We start from the raw sequence: 22,335 nt of genomic DNA, 5'->3' as shown, positions 1-22,335 counted from the left end.
CCGCCCCCCGGCATTGGGCTGGCTCGGCCCCGGCGACTGTGCTGCAATGCGCTTCCAGCCCATTGCCGCCGCCGTTCACCGTGAAGCCACGCCTCGTGCGCAACTACCTGTTGCCCTTCCTGCTGCTCCTGCTCACCCTGGGCTTCGGCTACGGCGGCTACCTGATCAGCGAAGGCGCCGGCACCCGCAGCCTGATCGAGACCGGCGAACGCCAGTTGGAGCTGCACGCTCGTGGCGTGGAAAGCGAGATCAGCCGCTACACCTACCTGCCCAGCCTGCTGGAACTCGAAGGTAGCGTCAGCCGCCTGCTGGTGGACCCGACGCCGCAGCACCGCGACCGCGTCAACCATTACCTGGAAGGCCTCAACCGCCGCGCCGGTAGCCGCGCCGTGTACCTGCTGGACACCTCCGGCCGGGTGCTGGCCACCAGCAACTGGCAGGACGCCGACAGCTACCTGGGTGAAGACCTGTCCTTCCGCGCCTATTTCCAGGAAGCGGTGAATGGCCGCCCCGGCCGCTTCTACGGCATCGGCAGCACCACCGGCGAGCCCGGCTACTACCTCGCCCACGGGTTGGTGCACGGCGGCAAGATCGTCGGCGTGGCGGTGGTCAAGGTGCGCATGGAATCTCTCGAAGAACGCTGGGAGAAGGCGCGCCTGCAAGCCTTCGTCAGCGACGAGAACGGCATCATCATCCTTTCCAGCGACCCGACCCTGCGCCTGAAGGCCGTGCGCCCGCTCAGCGACCAGGACAAGGAACGCCTCGCCCGCAGCCTGCAGTACTACTGGTGGGCACTCAACGAATGGCAGCCGCTGTCACGCCATCCACTGGGCGAGGGCGTCGAGGAAATCAGCTTCCCGACGCCCGCTGGCGAAGGACGCGCCGACAGCCACAAGCCGCTCAGCTACCTGATGCAGACGCGCCAGCTCAGCGACACGCCGTGGAACTTCACCCTGCTCACCCCGCTGGCCGACCTGCGCCGCGAAGCGCTGATCCACGGCATGCTCGCCGCCCTGGGCTTCGCCCTGTTCGCCTTCCTGCTGATCGCCTGGAACGAGCGGCGCAAGGTCATCGCCACCCGCCTCGCCGCCCGTGAGGCACTGGAGCAGGCCAACAACGCCCTGGAGCGGCGCATCGCCGAGCGCACCGCCGACCTGCGTGCCAGCAACCAGCACCTGCGTGAACAGATCCGCGAACGCCGGCAGGCCGAAGACACCCTGCGCAAGGCCCAGGACCGCCTGGTGCAGGCCGGCAAGCTGGCGGTGATCGGACAGATGTCCACCAGCATCGCCCACGAACTCAACCAGCCGCTGGCCGCGCTGCGCACCCTGTCGAGCAACAGCGTGCGCTTCCTCGAACGCGGCCAGCTGGACGTCGCCAGCAGCAACCTCGAAGCCATCGCCGAAATGGTCGACCGCATGGGCCGCATCACCGCCAGCCTGCGCGCCTTTGCCCGGCGCGCCGACGACCACGGCCAGGCCACCCTGGGCAAGGCGGTGGACGCCGCCGTGATGGTGCTGCAGGGGCGCCTTGCCGAAGTCCCGGTGACCCTGCACCGCGACTTCGCCGACGCGCTGCTGGCCATCGACCAGACCCGCCTGGAGCAGATCCTGGTCAACCTGATCGCCAACGCCCTCGACGCCATGGGCCCGCAGGCCGACCGCCAACTGTGGCTGGAAGGCCGCAGCGAAGGCGACGGCCACTACCGCCTGGTGGTCCGCGACAACGGCCCCGGCATCCCGCAGGATGCGCGCCAGCACCTGTTCGAACCCTTCTTCACCACCAAGCCCGGCGAACTCGGCCTGGGCCTGGGCCTGACCCTTTCGGCCAGCCTCGCCACCGCCGCCGGCGGCAGCCTCGGCGTGGCCTACCCGGAGGCCGGCGGCACCGCCTTCGAGCTGCACCTGCCGCTGCTGCCCGCCATGGAGACACCCGCATGAGCGACCCATCCCTGCGCGTCCTGATCGTCGAGGACGACCCTCACGTGCGCCTCGGCTGCCAGCAGGCGCTGGCCCTGGAAGACATCGAGACCGACAGCGTGGGCAGTGCCGAAGAAGCGCTGAAAAAGGTCGGCGCCGACTTCCCCGGCATCGTCGTCAGCGACATCCGCATGCCCGGCATGGACGGCCTGCAACTGCTGGAGAAACTCAAGGAACGCGACCCCAGCCTGCCGGTGGTGCTGATCACCGGCCACGGCGACATCGCCATGGCGGTCAAGGCCATGCGCGACGGCGCCTACGACTTCATGGAGAAACCCTTCTCCCCCGAGAAGCTGGTGGACACCGCGCGCCGCGCGCTCGCCCAGCGCGCGCTGACCCGCGAAGTGGGCCAACTGCGCCGCCAGCTCGCCGGCAAGCAGGCCCTGGAGAGCCGACTGATCGGCCGCTCGCCGGCCATGCAGGCGCTGCGCGAACTGATCGCCAACGTCGCTGACACCTCGGCCAACGTGCTCATCGAAGGCGAGACCGGCACCGGCAAGGAACTGGTCGCTCGCTGCCTGCACGACTACAGCCGGCGCCAGCCCAAACCCTTCGTCGCGCTCAACTGCGGCGGCCTGCCGGAAAGCCTGATCGACAGCGAAATCTTCGGCCACGAGGCCCACGCCTTCACCGGCGCCGGCAAGCGGCGGATCGGCAAGATCGAGCACGCCAACGGCGGCAGCCTGTTCCTCGACGAGATCGAGAGCATGCCGCTGAACCTGCAGATCAAACTGCTGCGCGTACTACAGGAACAACAGCTGGAACGCCTGGGCTCCAACGAGCTGATCCGCGTGGACTGCCGGGTGATCGCCGCGACCAAGTCCGACCTCGCCGCCATGGGCCGCGCCGGCAGCTTCCGCAGCGACCTCTACTACCGCCTCAACGTCATCACCCTGAACCTGCCGCCGCTGCGCGAACGTCGCGAAGATATCCTGATGCTCTTCGAGCACTTCCTGCAGCAGTCCTCACTGCGCTTCGACCGCCCCGCGCCCACCATCGACAACGCCACCGCCGCCACCCTGATGGCCCACGACTGGCCGGGCAACGTGCGCGAACTGCGCAACGTCGCCGAACGCTTCGCCCTCGGCCTGCCGGTGCTGGCCGGCGGCAACCTCGGCGCGGACGCCGGCGAGCCGCGCTTCGCCGAAGCCGTGGAGGCCTTCGAGAAGAGCCTGCTGTCCACCGCCCTGGAACGCCACGCCGGCAACCTCAGCCAGGCCGCGCATGCACTGGGCATGGCCAAGACCACGCTGTTCGACAAGGTGAAGAAGTACGGCCTCAAGGGCGAGTGATCGGAGCAATTGGCTTTTCGTAGGACCGAGGGGGGCGCCTAGCCCTTGCTCGCGAACCCGTCTGATGCCGTGATGCCCGGCTGAAAGCGTTCGCGAGCAAGCTCGCTCCTACACGAAGAACGTCGCGTGACGCAGCGCCCCATTGATCCGGAGTGAAGTGTCCCCGACACTATCGCCCTTTGAACCGGCCGCACGAGCGGGAGCCACCATGTCCACCCAAGCCGAAACCCTCTGGAACCAGCTCTGCGCCGACGCCGGCGTCGACCCGCAGCAGCGCATGGCCGCACGCCAGGCCATCCTCGCCGACAGCCGCGCGCTGGACGCCACCGTCTACCGCCCGGACGACAACGATCCGGACGCCGAAGAACTCGACATGGGCGATGCCAAGGTGCAGTTCCTTGGCCCGTTCGAAGCCCCCGTCGAGTGGGACGCCGCCGAGCGCGAAGACTTCTTCGACGACGCCGACCCGGCGCTGTTCTTCAGCGTGCGCATCGAGTGCGAAGCGCAGCCGGGCACCTCAGGCTTCTTCGTCCCGGAAGTGGGTGACTACCTGGCGGTGATGGACGCCGGCAAAATCCAGATGTACTTCCTCCACGACTGGCGCGAAGACGAAGACGGCTGCACCTGCGTGCTGATCCGCGACGATATCCAGCTCTGATCGGGGCGTTTAGCGGAAGTGGCCTGCGTCCACGCGGGCCGTCGTGCCGTGCGGTTCGCGAGCAAGCTCGCTCCTACAGGAGCGGGCCGGCTCTCAACGGCGGACAACGCTGGCGCGTTATGCGCCCTACGGGGCTAACTCCGCCATTTCCCTTCGCGTAGGAGCGGACTTTGTCCGCGATGATTTCCGGCGCGATGCGGACCTATCGCGGACAAAGTCCGCTCCTACGCTCCGTGGCACAGCCTAGCTGCGCCGCACGCTTCCCGGTGAAACGCCAATAAAGCGCTTGAACGCCCGGCTGAATGCCGCCTCGGACTGGTAGCCCAGCCGCTCAGCCAGTTCGGCCACGGCGATCTCCCGCTCCTGCAGCCAGCTCAGCGCCACATGCATGCGCCAGCGGGTGACGTAGTGCATGGCCGGCATGCCAACCTTCTCGGCAAAGCGCGCAGCGAAGGCGGAGCGCGACATCGCCGCCGCATCAGCCAGGGAAGCCAGGCTCCAGTCCCCCGCCGGGTCACGGTGAATCAGGCTCAACACGCGGCCCAGCTGGCGATCCTGCAGGGCACCGAGCCAGCCGGTCTGGGCGGCCGGGTCCTGCTCGATCCAGGCGCGGATGGCCTGGATCACCAGGATGTCGGCCAGCCGGGTGATCACCGTTTCGCCGCCGGGACGCATGGCCCGCGCTTCGCTCTCCATCAGCCGCAACGTGCTCATCAGCCAGTCGCGCTGGCCGGGGTCGCGCACCTGCGCCTCCAGCACGCGCGGCAGCAGGCGCACCAATTGCAGCGCGGCGGGATGGTCGAAGCGCACCGCGCCGCAGATCATCGCCGTCCTCTCCCCTCCGCCACCCTGGCGCAACACTTCGTAGCGGTCGCTGGCGTAGGCGCGCGGCAGGTCGAACAACCCCGCCGCCGGCTGGCCCGGCGTGCTCACCAGGCGGTGGCCCTCACCGTGGGGCACCAGCACCAGGTCGCCCGGCGCCAACCGGCGCGGCTCGTCATCCTCGGCTTCCAGCCAGCATTCGCCGACGGTCAGCACATGGAACATCAGGCACTGCGGCATGGCCGGCAGGTCCAGCCCCCAGGGCGCGCTGAACTCGGAGCGGCAATAGAAGGTGCCGCTCATGCGCAGGAAATGCAGGGCCTCGCCCAGGGGATCGGTGGAAGCCCAGGCATCGGCCAGGTCCGGTATGACAGTAGGAGCGTTCATGGTCTTGAGACTGGTCCGGCAGTCCGACGGCGTCCAGCCCTTCTGGACGAATGAGCATGAAGCGGCGATTTCCAGGCATTAACCGTCCAGCACTTTGGCGGGAGACTGACCCCAGGCCAACGAACCCACGGCGGGCGCCGCGGGACGGCCAGCAGCGAGGACACCGCCATGATCACCGTAATGGGAGCCACCGGCCGCACCGGTTCGAGAATCTGCCAGACCCTGCTGGAGGCCGGCATGCCCGTCCGAGCTCTGGGCCGCAACGCCGAACGCCTGGCGCCGCTGGCTGCCGCCGGCGCGCAGATCGCCGTGGGCGAACCGCACGACGCCGCCTTCCTCACTGAAGCCTTCCGCGGAGCCGACGCGGTCTACACCCTGCTCGCCTACGGCCCGGACACCGAGGACTACCGCAATCAGCAAGCCGCCCAGGGCGAGGCGATCCTCGCCGCCATCCGTGCCAGCGGTGTGCGCCGGGTGGTGTTCCTCAGTAGCGTCGGCGCCGAGGTGACGGCCGGCACCGGGCCGATCATCAGCATGCACGACCAGGAGCAGCGCCTGCGCCAGCTGCCGCCGGAGGTGGATGTACTGATGCTGCGTTCCGGCGCGCTGTTCGAGAACCTCTATGGCGCGCTGGAGATCGTCCGCGCCTACGGCTGCTACAGCGACGCGGTGGCGCCGGATGTGCCGGTGCCGATGGTCGCCACCCAGGATGTCGCCGACGCTGCCAGCCGCGCGCTGCTGGCCGGTGACTGGCAGGGCGTGGTAACCCGCGAAGTGCTCGGCCAGCGCGATATCAGCTACGCCGAAGCGACTCGTCTGCTGGGAGTGGCCATCGGCCGAGCGGATCTGCCTTACGTGCCGGTGTCGCCGCAGGAATTGGCCGGCATGCTGCAGGAGGCCGGTTGTTCCGCCAGCGTCGCCGCCTGCTATGCGGAACTGGGCGAGGCGATCAGCAGCGGGCGGGTTCGGGCGCAGGAGGCGCGCTCGCCGGCCAATACCACGGCGACGCGCTTCGAGGACTTCGCCCAGGCCTGGGCCGAGGCCTATCGCGCCCTGCCGTAAGGCAAGACCATCGGTCCGTGCAACATAATTTCCTACAAGTTTCTCAGAGGCTTCTGATGAATTTGGCGCTGGTCCGCTGTCTAGAGTACTCGCCCATTTACCAACGGCCGGACCACCGCCATGAATCACACCCCCGACAGTCTCTGGGTCGATGTGGAGACCTGGTCTCCCTATCGCCCCCAACGCATTCTCCACGGCCGCATCAGCCGCGAGGACTACCTCGCCCTGCGCGACGGCGTGGCACCTTCCGAGGTACGCCTGGGCCACTGCCAGATTCGCCACAACCCGACCGGCCCGGTGCAGGACCTGTTCGTCAGCGGCACGCACATCCTTCGCGTCACCCCGGCCGAGCACGGGGCCTAAGGCTCTCAAGGGATAGTCGCACAGGCCATTCAGAGGAACCTGACAGAGGCGACTCCGGGTAGGCGCTAAGGTTCGCCACCTCTTCTCACCCTCCGTCGAGCGACGTGGCAATGAACGAACATCTCAAGGTCGAAGTCGTGGTTCGCGCGCACAACCGCGAATCCTCCGTGCTCCAGGGCTGGATCAGCCAGGGGGACTACTACGCGTTGTGCGATGGCGCGGCGCCTTTCGTGGTGCGCATGAATGACTGCCAGTCCGACGTAGGCGTGCTGGAGCGCCCGGAAGACATCTACGTGCGCAGCGCCTACATCCTCAGCATCGAGGTGCTGGACCGCCTGCCCACGCGTCAGTCGGCCATGCCACGGTACACGTAAGTCATCGGCCGTGGCCCCGGCAGGTAGTCCTGGATCAGTTCGCGCAGGTGGAAGCCGCCAGATTCGATCAGCGCCGGCATGTCGCGGTCCAGGTGGCAGCCACCGGCCAGTGGTTTCCACACCGGCGTCAACCGATGCTGCCAGGCGCGCACGCCAGCGTCCGGCGCCAGCCCGTGTTCGCAAAAGAGCAACTCGCCACCGGGCTTGAGTACCCGGCGCATTTCCTTCAGCGCCGCTACCGCATCGGGGATGCTGCACAGGGTGAAGGTGCAGACGATGCTGTCGAAGCTGCCGGCATCGGCACGAATCTGTCCCAACTCCAGCGCCACCATCTCCACCGGAATGCCAATCGCCTCGGCACGGCTGCGGGCGAGCTTCTGCATCTGCGCCGCCGGGTCGACGCCGACGATTGTCGACACTTTGGCCGGATCGTAGAACGACAGGTTCAGGCCGGTGCCCATGCCGATCTCCAGCACCCGCCCGCGCGCGCGGGGCACCAGCAGCGAACGCTGCTTCATCACATCGCCCATGCCGCAGGCGAAGTCGATCAGTCGGGGCAGTACGTAGCGATCATAGAGTTGCATGGGCGGTTCTTCCGTCGTTTCCCCCGATCCTAGCGGGCCTGCAGCGTGCCAGCACAGCGGCCGACGAGGGGATATCCGCCATTCTCGCGCACCATTCTCTCGCACAACGGCACCCAGCAAACCGCCCGCCTCGGCATAACCAGCGGTCCCCATTAGACGATTGTCGACAATTCATCAGATCCTGATTGACCCAGAGGGTTTCCGGGGGTAGCTTTCGCCGCACATCAAGAAGATTGTCGACACCATGAGCGATAGCCTGATTCTGCCCACCCCCGCCAGCGACGACGGCGAGACCCTGTCGGAACACGTGTTCCGCAAGATCCAGTCGGCCATCGTCCAGGGCGAGATCGCCCCCGGCAGCAAGATTTCCGAGCCGGAACTGGCGCGCACCTACGGCATCAGCCGCGGCCCGCTGCGCGAGGCAATCCACCGCCTGGAAGGCCAGAAGCTGCTGGTGCGCGTACCCCACGTCGGCGCTCGGGTCGTCTCGCTCAGCCACGAGGAGCTGCTGGAGCTCTACGAGATCCGCGAATCCCTCGAAGGCATGGCCTGCCGCCTGGCCGCCGAGCGCATGAGCCAGGCCGAGATCGACGAGCTGCGTCGGGTGCTCGAGACCCACGAGCGCGACGAGGCGTTCCAGGCCGGCCGTGGCTACTACCAGCAGGAAGGCGACTACGACTTCCACTACCGGATTATCCAGGGCAGCGGCAACCGCACCCTCACCCGCATGCTCTGCGGCGAGCTCTACCAGCTCGTGCGCATGTACCGCCTGCAGTTCTCGACGACGCCCAACCGCCCGCGCCAGGCCTTCGCCGAGCACCACCGGATTCTCGATGCCATCGCCGATCGTGACGGCGAACTGGCCGAGTTGCTGATGCGCCGTCACATCGGCGCCTCGAAACGCAATATGGAGCGTCACTACCTGGACGCCCAAGCCAAGACAGCCAACGAACGAGGTGAACAATGAGCAACAAGACCGCCGGCCAACGTTTCCGTGAAGCCCTTGCCGAAGAAAAGCCGCTGCAGGTGATCGGCGCGATCAACGCCAACCACGCGCTGCTGGCCAAGCGCGCCGGCTTCAAGGCCATCTACCTCTCCGGTGGCGGCGTGGCAGCGGGCTCCCTCGGCCTGCCGGACCTGGGCATCAACACCCTGGACGACGTGCTCACCGACGTTCGCCGCATCACCGACGTCTGCGACCTGCCGCTGCTGGTGGACATCGACACCGGCTTCGGCCCCAGCGCCTTCAACATCGAGCGCACCGTCAAGAACCTGATCAAGGCCGGCGCGGCCGCTGCCCACATCGAAGACCAGGTGGGCGCCAAGCGCTGCGGTCACCGTCCGGGCAAGGAAATCGTCTCCGTCGAGGAAATGGCTGACCGCGTGAAAGCCGCCGCCGACGCCAAGACCGACCCGAACTTCTTCCTCATCGCCCGCACCGACGCCATCCAGGCCGAAGGCGTGGACGCCGCCATCGAGCGCTGCCTGCGCTACGTCGAGGCCGGCGCCGATGCGATCTTCGCCGAAGCCGCCTACGACCTGCCGACCTACAAGCGCTTCGTCGATGCGCTGAACGTGCCGATCCTGGCCAACATCACCGAGTTCGGCGCCACCCCGCTGTTCACCCGCGACGAGCTGGCCTCGGTCGGCGTGGCTATCCAGCTCTACCCGCTGTCCGCCTTCCGCGCCGCCAACAAGGCCGCCGAAGCCGTGTACACCGCGATCCGCCAGGAAGGTCACCAGCAGAACGTGATCGAGCTGATGCAGACCCGTGCCGAGCTGTACGACCGCATCGGTTACCACGCCTTCGAGCAGAAGCTCGACGCGCTGTTCGCCGCCGGCAAGAAGTGAGCGCAAGACTGAACAATGAGTAAGGTGCATAACGCCTCAGGCGTTATCCACCATTGGCTGTGACGGCGGATAACGCCTTGCGTTATTCGCCCTACGCCAGGGCCGACCTCCCGCGCGGGAGCTGGCCCACCAGATTCGAACCGATATCCCGGCCCGCGCCGGGGACAAGAACAAGCAACCGGATTTGATGAGGAGACACGCGATGAGCGCTACCGCAGAAACCACCACCGGCTTCAAGCCGAAGAAGTCCGTGGCCCTGAGTGGCACCGCCGCTGGCAACACCGCCCTGTGCACCGTCGGCCGCACCGGCAACGACCTGCACTACCGTGGCTATGACGTCCTGGATTTCGCCAACCGCTGCGAGTTCGAGGAAATCGCCCACCTGCTGGTCCACGGCAAGCTGCCCAACGCCGCCGAACTGGCCGGCTACAAGGCCAAGCTGAAAGCCCTGCGCGGCCTGCCGGCTGGCGTGAAAGCCGCCCTGGAAACCCTGCCGCCTTCGGCCCACCCGATGGACGTGATGCGCACCGCCGTGTCCGTGTTCGGCTGCCTGTCGCCGGAAAAGGACGACCACAACCATCCGGGTGCCCGCGACATCGCCGACAAGCTGATGGCTTCGCTGGGCTCCGCGCTGCTCTACTGGTACCACTTCAGCCACAACGGCAAGCGCATCGACGTCGAGACCGACGACGACTCCATCGGCGGCCACTTCCTGCACCTGCTGCACGGTGAGAAGCCCCGCGAGTCGTGGGTGCGCGCCATGCACACCTCGCTCAACCTGTACGCCGAGCACGAGTTCAACGCCTCCACCTTCACCTCCCGCGTGATCGCCGGCACCGGCTCGGACATGTTCTCCTGCATCGCCGGCGCCATCGGCGCGCTGCGCGGCCCGAAACACGGCGGCGCCAACGAAGTGGCCTTCGAGATCCAGAAGCGCTACGACAACCCGAACGAAGCCGAGGCCGACATCCGCGCCCGCGTCGAGAAGAAGGAAGTCGTGATCGGCTTCGGCCACCCGGTCTACACCGTGTCCGACCCGCGCAACAAGGTGATCAAGGACGTGGCCCGCGAGCTGTCCGCCGAGCAGCAGAACAGCAAGATGTATGACATCGCCGAGCGCCTGGAAAGCGTGATGTGGGAAATCAAGAAGATGTTCCCCAACCTCGATTGGTTCAGCGCCGTGAGCTACCACATGATGGGCGTGCCCACCGCCATGTTCACCCCGCTGTTCGTCATCGCCCGTACCGCCGGCTGGTCCGCCCACGTCATCGAGCAACGCATCGACGGCAAGATCATCCGCCCGAGCGCCAACTACACAGGCCCTGAAGACCTGAAGTTCGTGCCGCTCAAGGACCGCCCCTAATTTCTGGACAGAATCATGACTAGCACCGTGAACAGCCAATTCCGCAAGCGCCTGCCCGGTACGGCGCTGGATTACTTCGACGCCCGCGAGGCAGTCGAGGCGATCCAGGCCGGCGCCTGGGCCAAGCTCCCCTACACCTCCCGCGTGCTGGCCGAACAGCTGGTGCGCCGCTGCGAGCCGGCGGACCTGACCGCTTCGCTGGAGCAACTGGTCTACCGCAAGCGCGACCTCGACTTCCCCTGGTACCCGGCGCGCGTGGTCTGCCACGACATCCTCGGCCAGACTGCGCTGGTCGACCTCGCCGGCCTGCGTGACGCCATCGCCGAACAAGGCGGCGACCCGTCCAAGGTCAACCCGGTGGTGCCGACCCAGCTGATCGTCGACCACTCGCTGGCCGTGGAAGCCGCCGGTTTCGACCCGGACGCCTTCGAGAAGAACCGCGCCATCGAAGACCGCCGCAACGAGGATCGCTTCCACTTCATCGACTGGACCAAGACCGCGTTCAAGAACGTCGACGTGATCCCGGCCGGCAACGGCATCATGCACCAGATCAACCTGGAGAAAATGAGCCCGGTGATCCAGGCGCGCGGCGGCATCGCGTTCCCCGACACCTGCGTCGGCACCGACTCGCACACCCCGCACGTGGATGCCCTGGGCGTGATCGCCATCGGTGTTGGCGGCCTCGAAGCCGAGACCGTGATGCTCGGCCACCCGTCGATGATGCGCCTGCCCGACATCGTCGGCGTCAAGCTCACCGGCAAGCGCAAGCCGGGCATCACCGCCACCGACATCGTCCTGGCGATCACCGAGTTCCTGCGCAAGGAGCGTGTGGTCGGCGCCTACGTCGAGTTCTTCGGCGAGGGCGCGGACAGCCTGACCATCGGCGACCGCGCGACCATCTCCAACATGTGCCCGGAATACGGCGCCACTGCCTCGATGTTCTACATCGACGGCCAGACCATCGACTACCTCAAGCTCACCGGCCGCGAGCCGGAGCAGGTAGCGCTGGTGGAGCACTACGCGAAGACCCTCGGCCTATGGAGCAGCGCTCTGGAAACCGCCGAGTACGAGCGCGTGCTGGAGTTCGACCTGGGCAGCGTCGTGCGCAACATGGCCGGCCCGTCCAACCCGCACCGTCGCCTGCCGACCTCGGCGCTGGCCGAGCGCGGCATCGCCGACGAAGCCAAGCTGGAGTCCGGCCGTGTCGAGGAAGCCGAAGGCCTGATGCCCGATGGCGCGGTGATCATCGCCGCCATCACCAGCTGCACCAATACCTCCAACCCGCGCAACGTGATTGCCGCCGGCCTGGTGGCGAAGAAGGCCAACGCGCTGGGCATGCTGCGCAAGCCGTGGGTGAAGACTTCCTTCGCGCCGGGTTCGAAAGTCGCCAAGCTGTACCTGGAAGAAGCCGGCCTGCTGAGCGAGCTGGAGAAGCTCGGCTTCGGCATCGTCGCCTATGCCTGCACCACCTGTAACGGCATGTCCGGCGCGCTGGACCCGGTGATCCAGAAAGAGATCATCGACCGCGACCTGTACGCCACCGCCGTGCTCTCGGGCAACCGCAACTTCGACGGCCGCATCCACCCGTACGCCAAGCAGGCCTTCCTCGCCTCGCCGCCGCTGGTGGTCGCCTACGCCATCGCCGGTACCGTGCGCTTCGACATCGAGCAGGACCCGCTGGGCACCGACAGCCAGGGCAATCCCGTCACCCTGAAGGACCTCTGGCCGTCCGACGAAGAGATCGACGCCATCGTCGCCGCCAGCGTCAAGCCCGAGCAGTTCAAGCAGGTCTACATCCCGATGTTCGACTTGGGCAGCGTGCAGGAAGCGGAAAGCCCGCTCTACGACTGGCGGCCGATGTCCACCTACATCCGCCGTCCGCCGTACTGGGAAGGCGCACTGGCCGGCGAGCGCACGCTCAAGGGCATGCTGCCGCTGGCGATCCTGCCGGACAACATCACCACCGACCACCTGTCGCCGTCCAATGCCATCCTGCTGGACAGCGCGGCCGGCGAATACCTCGCGAAAATGGGCCTGCCGGAGGAGGACTTCAACTCCTACGCCACCCACCGCGGCGACCACCTGACCGCCCAGCGCGCCACCTTCGCCAACCCGCAACTGGTCAACGAAATGGTCGTGGTGAATGGCGAAGTGAAGAAGGGCTCGCTGGCTCGCGTCGAGCCGGAAGGCAAGGTGATGCGCATGTGGGAAGCCATCGAAACCTACATGAACCGCAAGCAGAACCTGATCATCGTGGCCGGCGCCGACTACGGCCAGGGCTCGTCCCGCGACTGGGCGGCCAAGGGCGTTCGCCTGGCGGGCGTGGAAGTGATCGTCGCCGAAGGCTTCGAGCGTATCCACCGCACCAACCTGGTGGGCATGGGCGTACTGCCGGTGGAGTTCAAGCCGGGTACCACTCGCCTGACTCTGGGCCTGGACGGCACCGAGACCTACGACATCAAGGGCGACGTCTCGCCGCGCTGCGACCTGACCCTGGTGGTCAACCGCCGCAACGGCGAAGTGCTCGAAGTCCCGGTCACCTGCCGCCTGGACACCGCCGCCGAAGTGAAGGTGTACAACGCCGGCGGCGTGCTGCAGCGCTTCGCCAAGGACTTCCTCGAGTCGTCCGTGGCGTGATGTAACAGTCGGCCCGTCCAAGCGGCGGGCCGACACTATTCCTGTAGGAGCGAGCTTGCTCGCGAACGCCCCCGCGCGGGGTTTGGTTCGCGAGCAAGCTCGCTCCTACAAACAGCACTCAGGAACGTACCCCATGCCCCACGTACCCCAAGTGAAGATCCCCGCCACCTACATTCGCGGCGGCACCAGCAAGGGCGTGTTCTTCCGCCTGCAGGACCTCCCCGAGCGCTGCCAGGTGCCCGGTGAGGCCCGCGACAAGCTGTTCATGCGCGTGATCGGCAGCCCCGACCCGTACAGCGCGCACATCGACGGCATGGGCGGCGCGACCTCCAGCACCAGCAAGTGCGTGATCCTGTCGAAAAGCACCCAGCCCGACCACGACGTCGACTATCTCTACGGGCAGATTTCCATCGACAAGGCCTTCGTCGACTGGAGCGGCAACTGCGGCAACCTCTCCACCGCCGCTGGCTCCTTCGCCCTCCATGCCGGCCTGGTCGACCCGTCGCGCATCCCGGACAACGGCACCTGCGTGGTGCGTATCTGGCAGGCCAACATCGGCAAGACCATCATCGCCCACGTGCCGGTCACCAACGGTCAGGTCCAGGAAACCGGCGACTTCGAACTGGACGGCGTGACCTTCCCCGCCGCCGAGATCGTGCTGGAGTTCCTCGACCCGTCCGACGACGGTGAAGACGGCGGCACCATGTTCCCCACCGGCAACCTGGTGGACGACCTGGAAGTCCCCGGCATCGGCACCTTCAAGGCGACCATGATCACCGCCGGCATCCCGACCATCTTCGTCAACGCCCAGGACATCGGCTACACCGGCGCCGAGCTGCGCGAAGCGATCAATGGCGACCCCGAGCAACTGGCGCGCTTCGAGAAATTCCGCATTGCCGGCGCCCTGCGCATGGGCCTGATCAAGACCCCGGAAGAAGCCGCGACTCGCCAGCACACGCCGAAGATCGCCTTCGTCGCGCCGGCGAAGAACTACGTCACGTCCAGCGGCAAGGAAGTGCAGGCCGGCGACATCGACCTGCTGGTCCGCGCACTGTCCATGGGCAAACTGCACCACGCCATGATGGGCACCGCCGCCGTGGCCATCGGCACTGCCGCCGCCATCCCCGGCACCCTGGTGAACCTCGCTGCCGGCGGTGGCGAACGCAGCGCCGTACGCTTCGGCCACCCTTCCGGCACCCTGCGCGTGGGCGCCGAGGCCAGGCAGGTGAACGGCGAATGGACCGTAACCAAGGCCATCATGAGCCGCAGCTCGCGCATCCTCATGGAAGGCTGGGTGCGGGTGCCGGGCGATTCGTTCTGACGTCTGGTTTCACCCGCAAACAACAAGGCCCGCATTTGCGGGCCTTGTCATTCTTCATGGGCAGCTTTCCCTCACCCAACGCGCCAGTGCGTACCCTGTAGGAGCGAGCTTGCTCGCGCACGGAGTTAACCGGCGGTGACGGAGCTGGGCGGGTTCGCGAGCAAGCTCACTCCTACATGAAACGTCAGGCGACGAAGTCGCCCTGCAACTGCTCCAGCAGCACCTGGATGCGCGCCAGGCGCACGGTCGGGTCGTCCATCTCTAGCAGCACCTGCTTCTGGTCGCGCTCGAAGGGCAGCAGGTAGGCGAGCTGGCAGGCCAGCTCCTGTTGGCCGTTGACCTCGCCACCCATCTCCAACGCGGAGACCATCGGGTGCATCGACAGCGCTTCCAGCAGCGCGGCAAGGTCGTCGTGTTCCTTGGTCAGGGGCTGGTTCGGCTGCTCGTCCAGCCACTCCACCTCAGCGACAGTCAGCTGGTCCGGCTGCACATTGGCGGAGAGCACGCGGAAGCGTCGTCCGCCTTCGACACGAATGCCCAGCAGGCCGTTGGACTGTTGCTGCCAGTCGCGGATATGCGCCTCGCAACCGATCAGGCTGTAACGCTCCGGTGCATCGCCGACTTCCTCGCCCTCGACGATGGCCACCACGCCGAACCCGCCGCTCTGCTTCATGCAGCGGCCGATCATGTCCAGATAGCGCGCCTCGAAGATCTGCAGGTCGAGGCGGCAGCCGGGAAACAGCACAGTGTTGAGAGGGAAAAGCGGAAAACTCATGAACACTCCGTCGTATCGTCAGGCGATCAGCGCTACCGCCAACGGTAGCAGCACAGCGGTGGCGACGCCCATCAGGCTCATGGCCAGGGCAGCAAAGGCGCCGCATTCCTCGCCTTCCTGCAACGCGCGGGAAGTCCCCACGGCGTGGGCAGTCATGCCCAGCGCCATGCCCTGCGCGGCCGGGTGATGCACGCCGAAGCGGCGCAGCAGCTCCGGGCCGAGAATGGCGCCGAGCACGCCGGTGATCAGCACGAACACCGCCGCCAGCGCCGCCACGCCGCCGATCTGGTTGGCCACCAGCATGGCGATTGGCGAGGTCACCGACTTCGGCGCCAGGCTCATCAGTAGCTCGTGGTCGACGCCGAACAGCCAACCCAGGCCGATACCCAGCGCGGTGGCGAACAGGCCAGCCACGAGCAGGGTGATCAGCGTCGGCCAGAACAACTGGCGAATGCGTTTCAGGTTGAGGAACAGCGGCACCGCCAGCGCCACCGTCGACGGCCCGAGCAGAATGGTCAGCACCTTGGCGCTGTTGCTGTATTCGCTGTAGTCGATGCCGCAGGCCAGCAGCACCGCGATGACGATCAGCATCGACACCAACACCGGCTGCAGGAACACCCAGCGCGTGCGCTCGTAGGCGGCCAGGGCCAACTGGTAGGCGCCCAGGGTGACACCGACGCAGAACAGCGGATGGTGGATGACGGAGTTCAGCGCACCTTGCCAGTCGAACATCACGCGCCCTCCTTCTGCTTGCGCTGGCGGTCGATGAGCTTCTGCATCAACCAGCCGGCGAACACAAAGGACACCAGCAGCGACAGCGCCAGGGCGCCGGCGATGGCCCAGAAATCCGCAGCGATCTGCTTGGCATAGGCCATCACGCCCACGGCTGCCGGCACCAGCAGCAGCGGCAGGTAGCGCAGCAGCGAAGCAGCCGCCTCGTTCACCGGCTTGCTCACCTCGCCGTTCCAGACCAGGAAGGCGAACAGCAGCACCAGCCCAATGATGGGGCCGGGAATCATGTGCAGGATGAGAGCATTCAGGGCCGTGCCGAGCAGTTGGAACAGCACCAGCCAGGTCAGGCCGCGTAACAACATCAGGGAACATCTCCACGCAAGGAGGCGCCATTATGCCCGCCCGGCGCCTGCTATGGCTCGGCATTCGCCCAAAGCATGAATGCCCGACGCAGCTTGACCGGCCGCAGGCCCCATGCTGATCTGTTGGCGGAACTCTCACAGGCCGCATTAGAAGAACAACGATATCCCCGGAGGAAACATGGCATTCGTACCTGTAAGCGCACTGAAGGACTACATCGGCAAAGACCTGGGCCATTCGCAGTGGATCACCGTCGATCAACAGCGCATCAACCAGTTCGCCGAGTGCACCGAGGACCACCAGTTCATCCACGTCGACCCGGAGAAGGCGAAGCAGACGCCCTTCGGCGGCACCATCGCCCACGGCTTCCTGTCGCTGTCGCTGATCCCCAAGCTCTGCGAGGGCCTGCTGGTCCTGCCGGAGAACCCCAAGATGGTGGTCAACTACGGCCTGGACAGCGTGCGCTTCATCCAGCCGGTGCCGGTGGATTCGCGCGTACGCCTGCAGGTGACCATCACCGACATCACCGAGAAAAACCCCGGCCAGTGGCTGATCAAGGCCCGCTGCACCCTGGAGATCGAAGGCCTGCCCAAGCCGGCCTACATCGCCGAATCCCTGAGCCTGTGCTTCGTCTGACGGCTCTGGCACTACGCTGAGAAAAAAGCCCGCGTCCGCGGGCTTTTTTGCGTCACACTCCAACGGCGCCCCACCGCCGATTCGGAATCTCCATGCCACGCCACGTCCTGCCCCTGAGCCTCGTCCTGCTCCTCACCGCCTGCGGTGAAGGCGAACCATTGACGCCGCCGGACGCCCGCCTGCCCGACGGCGCGCGCTACCGTGGCGAGCTGCTCAACGGCCAGTTGCAGGGCCCGGGACGACTGGATTACAGCAACGGTGCCTGGTACGAAGGCGGCTTCGACAAAGGCCTGCAGAATGGCCAGGGCAAATGGAGCGGCAGCGACGGCTCGACCTACGAGGGCGAGTTCCACGACGGCCTGTTCGAGGGCCGCGGCCGACTGAAGTTCGTCGATGGCAGTGTCTACGAGGGTCAGTTCAAGCACGGCGAATTCGACGGCGAGGGCCGTCTTGCCCAAGGCGGCACCACCTACAGCGGCGGCTTCCGCAAAGGTCGCTACGAAGGCCTGGGCAGTCTTGAACTGGCTGACGGCACACGCCACCAGGGCACCTTCGCCAAGGGCGAGGCCAACGGCGAAGGCGCCCGCCAGGACGCCCTGGGCAACCAATACAGCGGGCAGTTCAAGAATGGCGTACTCGAGGGCAAGGGCACCTTCCGCGACGACGCTGGCGATCACTACAGCGGCGAGTTCCGCAACGACCAGTTCGAGGGAACCGGGCGCTTCCAGAACGCCGACGGCGACGTCTGGCGGGGCCGTTTCAAGGCCGGCGCGCTGAACGGCCCCGGTGAGTTCATCGGCGCGGACGGCAGCCGCTACCAGGGCGAGTTCCGCTTCTGGCGCTTCGACGGCAAGGGCACACTGAGCACGTCCGACGGCCAGATCTACAGCGGCAGCTTCGCCCGTGGCGAATACTCCGGCGAGGGCTCCCTCACCCGTCGCGACGGCAGCGTGCAGAAAGGCACCTGGAGCGCTGGCCAATTACGCCAGGACGCCGCCGGCAAGCTGCTGCCCAATCCGCTGGAAGTGGGCCTGCTGGAACAGGGCGCGATGCTCGACAAGGCACTGGCCGCCATCCCGCAGTCCACTCCGGCGATCGAACTCTATGGCGTCAGCCTGGGCGGCGACGGCAAGCAGAGCGTGTTCCTGCGCGAGGCGGACTACGTCGCCGACCTGCTCGGCGAGCGCTTTGGCGCGCGCGGCGTGGTGCGCCTGGTGAATCACCGCGACCACCTCGCCGACCGCCCCATGGCCACCCGCGAAACACTCGCCCGTACCTTGCGCACCATCGCCGAGCGCAGCGGCCCGGAAGACCTGGTGTTCATCTACCTCACCAGCCACGGCTCCCACGACCACCAACTGGTGCTGGACATGCCGGGCCTCAAGCTCAACGACCTGCCGGCCAGCGAATTGGCCAGCCTGCTCGCCCCGCTCAAGGACCGCTACAAGGTACTGGTGATTTCCGCCTGCTACAGCGGAGGCTTCATCCCTGTACTCAAGGACGACAAGACCCTGATCATGACCGCTGCGCGCAGCGACCGGGTATCCTTCGGCTGCTCCGAGGAAGCCGACTTTACCTACTTCGGCGATGCGCTGTTCGCCAAAGCCTTCCAGCAGACCGACGACCTCAAGCAGGCTTTCACACTGGCCAGCGCCACCGTGGCCAAGCGCGAGAAGGAGGAAGAGTTCGAGCCGTCACAGCCGCAACTCTGGGCGCCGGAAGCGGTCATTACACGCTGGCAGGCCCTGCGTGCACAGCAGACGCATACGGCACTGGCGCTGGGCAGCAACGATGTGCCGGCAAAACAACAGGGCGGCAACTAAGCTGGAAAGTGTGTCAAAGGGGAAACACAGATGTACTCGAAACCAACGAACATTCTGCTAGCTGGCGCCACCGGTTTGACCGGTGAGCATCTACTCGACCGCGTGCTCAACGAGCCCACGGTCAAGCGCGTCATCGCCCCGGCCCGAAGGAAGCTGGCGGAGCATCCACGTCTGGAAAACCCCATCGGGCCGTTGGCCGAACTCATCCCGCACCTGCTCCAGCCGGTGGACACGGTGTTCTGCTGCCTGGGCACCACGCTCAAGGAAGCCGGCTCCGAAGAGGCCTTCCGCAGCGTCGATTTCGACCTGCCGCTGGCCCTGGGCGAGCGCGGCCTGGCCCTGGGCGCACGGCACTACATCGTGGTCAGCGCACTGGGCGCGGACAGCAAGTCGTCGATTTTCTACAGCCGGACCAAGGGCGAACTGGAAGATGCCCTGCGCCAGCAAGGCTGGCAGCAACTGACCATCGCGCGGCCGTCGCTGCTGCTGGGCCAGCGCGAAGAAGTGCGCCTCGCCGAACTGCTCGCCGCGCCCTTCTCACGCATCCTGCCGGGCAAGCTGCACGGCATCGAAGCCATCGCCCTGGCCCGCGCGCTCTGGCGCCTGGCCCTGGAACCGGGCAAGGGCGTCCGCATCGTCGAATCGGACGAACTGCGCAAGCTGGGCAAGTAGTGTTTCGCCGGTGCAGGGCGTGCGTCCGTTCGCAGCCGTACGCTCCGGACCGTGCTCAACCGCTTTTCGTAGGAGCGAGCTTGCTCGCGAACCAGCCCAAGCTCCGGCGTGAACCCGGATTCGCGAGCAAGCTCGCTCCTACAGGATCCGACTCAGTTACCGCCCCACACCTGCAGGCCGATGCCCAGTTCCGCGGCAAGGGATAGCGGCAGCAACAAGGTATCGAGCAGCGCGCTGCCGGGCAGGTCGAGGCCGGGGTAGGCCGGCGCGTCGGTGCCGAAGTGATCCTTCGGGCAGCAGCCGCCATTGAGCGAATACCAGTCCAGCCGGGTACCGGCATAGATCAGCGGATCGCCGGGGCGGCTGTCGTTGAGGGTCTTCACGGTGGCGCAGCCGCCCAGTTGCAGCAGCAACAGGGCGGCGAGGAGCTTATTCGTCACTGACAAGATGGTGTTCGCCCCAGCGCGGCAGCATGTCCTGGGGAATGCCCAGTTGATTGAGGATCCGCGCGACGACGAAGTCGATCAGGTCATCGACCGTCTGCGGCTGGTGATAGAAGCCCGGTGCGGCCGGCAGAATCACCGCGCCCAGGTTGGACAGCTTGAGCATGTTCTCCAGGTGGATGCTGGAGAACGGCGCCTCGCGCGGCACCAGGATCAGTTGGCGGCGCTCTTTCAAGGCAACATCGGCGGCGCGTTCGATCAGGTTGTTGCAGGCGCCGGTGGCGATGGCCGACAGCGTCCCCGTCGAGCAGGGCACCACCACCATCGCACTCGGCGCACCGGAGCCGGAGGCCACCGGGGCCATCCAGTCTTCCTTGCCGTAGACGCGAATCTGCCCCGGCGCGGCGCCGGTGTATTCGCTGAGGAAAGCCTGCATCGCCTGCGGCTTGCTCGGCAGGGTCACGTCGGTCTCGGTGGCCACCACCAGTTGCGCGGCCTTGGAGATCAGGAAGTGCACCTCGCGGTCTTCCTGCACCAGGCAGTCGAGCAGGCGCAGGCCGTACTGGGCGCCCGAGGCGCCGGTCATGGCGAGGGTGACGCGTTCGGCTCCGGCCATGCTCAGCCCTCCAGCGCCTGGGCCAGCTTGCCGTGCAGGCCGCCAAAGCCGCCGTTGCTCATGACCACCACCTGGGTGCCCGGCGCGGCAATGGCTTTCACGCCGGCGATGATGGCTTCCAGCGAATCGCACACTTGCGTGGGCACGGTGGAGCTGGCGACGGTGGCGGCCAGGTCCCAGCCGAGATTCGGCGGCGCGTACCAGAACACGCTATCAGCCTGCACCACGGACTCCGGCAGACCGTCGCGGTGGGCGCCGAGCTTCATGGAGTTGGAGCGCGGCTCGACCACGGCGATCACCTGGGCATCGCCGACGCGCTTGCGCAGGCCGTCAAGGGTGGTGGCGATGGCAGTCGGGTGGTGGGCGAAGTCGTCGTAGATGGTTACGCCGTTGACCTCGGCGACCTTCTCCATGCGCCGCTTGACGCTCTTGAAGGCCGATAGCGCGGCGCAGCCCAGCTCCGGCACCACACCGACATGGCGGGCCGCCGCGAGGCAGGCCAGGGCGTTGGCGACGTTGTGCTGGCCGGTCAGTTCCCAGTCCACGGTGCCTTGCGGTTTGCCGTCGAACAGCACCTCAAAGTGCGAGCCGTCTTCGCTGAGCAGACGCGCCTGCCACTGGCCGCCTTCGCCGGTGGTTTGCACCGGGGTCCAGCAGCCCATGTCGATCACGCGCTTGAGCGCGGTTTCGGAAGTGGGGTGGATGACCAGGCCTTCGCCGGGAATAGTCCGCACCAGGTGGTGGAACTGCCGCTCGATGGCCGCAAGGTCGGGGAAGATGTCCGCATGGTCGAATTCCAGGTTGTTCAGGATCGCCGTGCGCGGGTGGTAGTGGACGAACTTGGAGCGCTTGTCGAAGAAGGCGCTGTCGTACTCGTCGGCCTCGACCACGAAGAACGGGGTGCCACCCAGGCGCGCGGAGACGCCGAAGTTCTGTGGCACGCCGCCGATCAGGAAGCCCGGGCTCATGCCGGCGTGTTCCAGCACCCAGGCCAGCATGCTGCTGGTGGTGGTCTTGCCGTGGGTGCCGGCGGCCGCCAGGACCCAGCGGCCCTGCAGCACGTGGTCGGCCAGCCACTGCGGGCCGGAGACGTAGGGCAGGCCCTTGTTCAGCACGTACTCCACTGCCGGGTTGCCGCGCGACAGCGCGTTGCCGACCACCACCAGATCCGGAGCCGGCTCCAGGTGGGCGGGATCGTAGCCCTGCATCAGTTCGATGCCCTGCGCTTGCAGCTGGGTGCTCATGGGCGGGTAGACGTTGGCGTCGGAGCCGGTCACGCGGTGGCCCAGTTCCTTGGCCAGGACGGCCAGCGACCCCATGAAGGTGCCGCAGATGCCGAGGATGTGGATATGCATGCAGACTCCTGCAATCAAGCCTTTCCAGGCGCTTCGAATGGGCGGCAGAGTAGCACAGCGCGCCCCCGCGCGGCCCGCCGCCGGGGCATCAGACGACGAGGTGGGGAGGCGGTTCCCGGTGGCTTGAGAATGTTGTCACGAGGGTGGAGCGCAGGATGGGTGGAGCGAAGTGTTCTGCCGGGACACATGGGTAACAGGTGTCGGGAGACATAGGTAACGCATTTAGGATC

The 22,335-nt window shown here is 66.7% G+C and carries 22 protein-coding genes; 14 read left to right on the top strand and 8 right to left on the bottom strand.

Annotated elements, in window-relative coordinates; genetic code table 11:
• The first annotated feature begins 38 nt into the window (after positions 1-38).
• The 3 genes from CTR55_RS19455 to CTR55_RS19445 all read left to right on the top strand — a co-directional run bounded on the left by CTR55_RS19455 (position 39) and on the right by CTR55_RS19445 (position 3,929).
• Positions 39-1,940, top strand: a complete 1,902-nt coding sequence (locus CTR55_RS19455) for an ATP-binding protein (protein WP_296288719.1) — start codon at positions 39-41, stop codon at positions 1,938-1,940.
• Positions 1,937-3,271 carry a sigma-54 dependent transcriptional regulator gene (locus tag CTR55_RS19450; protein WP_296288529.1) on the top strand — a complete coding sequence of 445 codons (1,335 nt, stop codon included), beginning with the start codon at positions 1,937-1,939 and terminating at the stop codon, positions 3,269-3,271. The genes CTR55_RS19455 and CTR55_RS19450 overlap by 4 nt, the downstream gene beginning before the upstream one ends.
• 208 nt (positions 3,272-3,479) lie before the next feature.
• Entirely contained in the window at positions 3,480-3,929 is a 450-nt protein-coding gene (locus CTR55_RS19445) for a hypothetical protein (protein ID WP_296288526.1), read from the top strand.
• A 243-nt stretch (positions 3,930-4,172) separates the two neighbouring features.
• Here CTR55_RS19445 and CTR55_RS19440 read toward each other — a convergent pair whose 3' ends face one another.
• A complete protein-coding gene (locus CTR55_RS19440) occupies positions 4,173-5,138 on the bottom strand; it encodes an AraC family transcriptional regulator (protein WP_296288524.1) in 966 nt (321 codons plus the stop codon).
• Between the two features lie 168 nt (positions 5,139-5,306).
• Here CTR55_RS19440 and CTR55_RS19435 point away from each other — a divergent pair, with 168 nt between their 5' ends.
• From CTR55_RS19435 to CTR55_RS19425, 3 genes are all read left to right on the top strand, one after another.
• Positions 5,307-6,200 carry an NAD(P)H-binding protein gene (locus CTR55_RS19435; protein WP_296288522.1) on the top strand — a complete coding sequence of 298 codons (894 nt, stop codon included), beginning with the start codon at positions 5,307-5,309 and terminating at the stop codon, positions 6,198-6,200.
• A 120-nt stretch (positions 6,201-6,320) separates the two neighbouring features.
• Entirely contained in the window at positions 6,321-6,563 is a 243-nt protein-coding gene (locus CTR55_RS19430) for a hypothetical protein (RefSeq protein ID WP_296288520.1), read from the top strand.
• A gap of 110 nt (positions 6,564-6,673) precedes the next feature.
• Complete coding sequence (locus CTR55_RS19425; RefSeq protein ID WP_296288519.1) at positions 6,674-6,937, top strand: hypothetical protein; 264 nt, start codon at positions 6,674-6,676, stop codon at positions 6,935-6,937.
• Here CTR55_RS19425 and CTR55_RS19420 read toward each other — a convergent pair.
• Positions 6,910-7,521 carry a class I SAM-dependent methyltransferase gene (locus CTR55_RS19420; protein WP_296288517.1) on the bottom strand — a complete coding sequence of 204 codons (612 nt, stop codon included), beginning with the start codon at positions 7,519-7,521 and terminating at the stop codon, positions 6,910-6,912. The two genes, CTR55_RS19425 and CTR55_RS19420, sit on opposite strands and share 28 nt — an antisense overlap.
• Positions 7,522-7,765: 244 nt before the next feature.
• Here CTR55_RS19420 and CTR55_RS19415 point away from each other — a divergent pair, with 244 nt between their 5' ends.
• The 5 genes from CTR55_RS19415 to prpF all read left to right on the top strand — a co-directional run bounded on the left by CTR55_RS19415 (position 7,766) and on the right by prpF (position 14,693).
• Positions 7,766-8,488, top strand: a complete 723-nt coding sequence (locus tag CTR55_RS19415) for a GntR family transcriptional regulator (protein WP_296288515.1) — start codon at positions 7,766-7,768, stop codon at positions 8,486-8,488.
• The gene (gene prpB / locus CTR55_RS19410) at positions 8,485-9,372 is read left to right on the top strand and encodes a methylisocitrate lyase (protein ID WP_138212114.1); all 888 of its coding nucleotides are present in this window, start codon (positions 8,485-8,487) and stop codon (positions 9,370-9,372) included. The genes CTR55_RS19415 and prpB overlap by 4 nt, the downstream gene beginning before the upstream one ends.
• 202 nt (positions 9,373-9,574) lie before the next feature.
• Complete coding sequence (prpC, locus tag CTR55_RS19405) at positions 9,575-10,735, top strand: 2-methylcitrate synthase (protein ID WP_296288513.1); 1,161 nt, start codon at positions 9,575-9,577, stop codon at positions 10,733-10,735.
• A gap of 27 nt (positions 10,736-10,762) precedes the next feature.
• Positions 10,763-13,372, top strand: a complete 2,610-nt coding sequence (gene acnD / locus CTR55_RS19400; protein WP_296288717.1) for a Fe/S-dependent 2-methylisocitrate dehydratase AcnD — start codon at positions 10,763-10,765, stop codon at positions 13,370-13,372.
• Positions 13,373-13,505: 133 nt separating this feature from the next.
• Positions 13,506-14,693, top strand: a complete 1,188-nt coding sequence (prpF, locus tag CTR55_RS19395) for a 2-methylaconitate cis-trans isomerase PrpF (protein ID WP_296288510.1) — start codon at positions 13,506-13,508, stop codon at positions 14,691-14,693.
• A gap of 184 nt (positions 14,694-14,877) precedes the next feature.
• On the opposite strand, the gene CTR55_RS19390 is transcribed toward prpF, so the two are convergent.
• The 3 genes from CTR55_RS19390 to CTR55_RS19380 are packed head-to-tail and all read right to left on the bottom strand — an operon-like array spanning position 14,878 to position 16,562.
• On the bottom strand, positions 14,878-15,468 hold the full coding sequence (locus tag CTR55_RS19390) for an LON peptidase substrate-binding domain-containing protein (protein ID WP_296288508.1): 591 nt from the start codon (positions 15,466-15,468) through the stop codon (positions 14,878-14,880).
• Positions 15,469-15,486: 18 nt separating this feature from the next.
• Complete coding sequence (locus tag CTR55_RS19385) at positions 15,487-16,200, bottom strand: LrgB family protein (RefSeq protein ID WP_296288507.1); 714 nt, start codon at positions 16,198-16,200, stop codon at positions 15,487-15,489.
• On the bottom strand, positions 16,200-16,562 hold the full coding sequence (locus CTR55_RS19380) for a CidA/LrgA family protein (protein ID WP_296288506.1): 363 nt from the start codon (positions 16,560-16,562) through the stop codon (positions 16,200-16,202). The genes CTR55_RS19385 and CTR55_RS19380 overlap by 1 nt, the downstream gene beginning before the upstream one ends.
• 178 nt (positions 16,563-16,740) lie before the next feature.
• Between CTR55_RS19380 and CTR55_RS19375 the strand changes: the two genes are divergently transcribed.
• From CTR55_RS19375 to CTR55_RS19365, 3 genes are all read left to right on the top strand, one after another.
• Positions 16,741-17,196, top strand: coding sequence for a MaoC family dehydratase (locus tag CTR55_RS19375; RefSeq protein WP_296288504.1), 456 nt, complete (start codon positions 16,741-16,743; stop codon positions 17,194-17,196).
• Between the two features lie 92 nt (positions 17,197-17,288).
• Positions 17,289-19,019 (top strand): C13 family peptidase, encoded by a 1,731-nt coding sequence (locus tag CTR55_RS19370; protein ID WP_296288503.1) that lies wholly within the window; start codon positions 17,289-17,291, stop codon positions 19,017-19,019.
• A gap of 30 nt (positions 19,020-19,049) precedes the next feature.
• Entirely contained in the window at positions 19,050-19,691 is a 642-nt protein-coding gene (locus CTR55_RS19365) for an oxidoreductase (RefSeq protein ID WP_296288502.1), read from the top strand.
• 152 nt (positions 19,692-19,843) lie between these two features.
• Here the strand turns inward: CTR55_RS19365 and CTR55_RS19360 are convergent, their stop codons facing one another.
• From CTR55_RS19360 to mpl, 3 genes are read right to left on the bottom strand one after another with little or no spacing between them, the layout of a single operon-like run.
• Positions 19,844-20,131: a YceK/YidQ family lipoprotein gene (locus CTR55_RS19360; RefSeq protein WP_296288716.1), complete on the bottom strand. Its 288-nt coding sequence runs from the start codon at positions 20,129-20,131 to the stop codon at positions 19,844-19,846.
• Entirely contained in the window at positions 20,121-20,750 is a 630-nt protein-coding gene (gene ubiX, locus CTR55_RS19355) for a flavin prenyltransferase UbiX (RefSeq protein ID WP_081517259.1), read from the bottom strand. Before ubiX ends, CTR55_RS19360 begins: the two co-directional genes overlap by 11 nt.
• Positions 20,751-20,752: 2 nt before the next feature.
• Positions 20,753-22,105 (bottom strand): UDP-N-acetylmuramate:L-alanyl-gamma-D-glutamyl-meso-diaminopimelate ligase, encoded by a 1,353-nt coding sequence (gene mpl / locus CTR55_RS19350; RefSeq protein WP_296288500.1) that lies wholly within the window; start codon positions 22,103-22,105, stop codon positions 20,753-20,755.
• Between the last annotated feature and the right edge of the window lie 230 nt (positions 22,106-22,335).

The sequence above is a fragment of the Pseudomonas sp. genome (assembly GCF_002796985.1).
Classification (GTDB): Bacteria; Pseudomonadota; Gammaproteobacteria; order Pseudomonadales; family Pseudomonadaceae; genus Pseudomonas.
The sequence above is the reverse complement of the archived record's forward strand: the minus strand, read 5'-3'. Positions and strand labels throughout refer to the sequence as shown.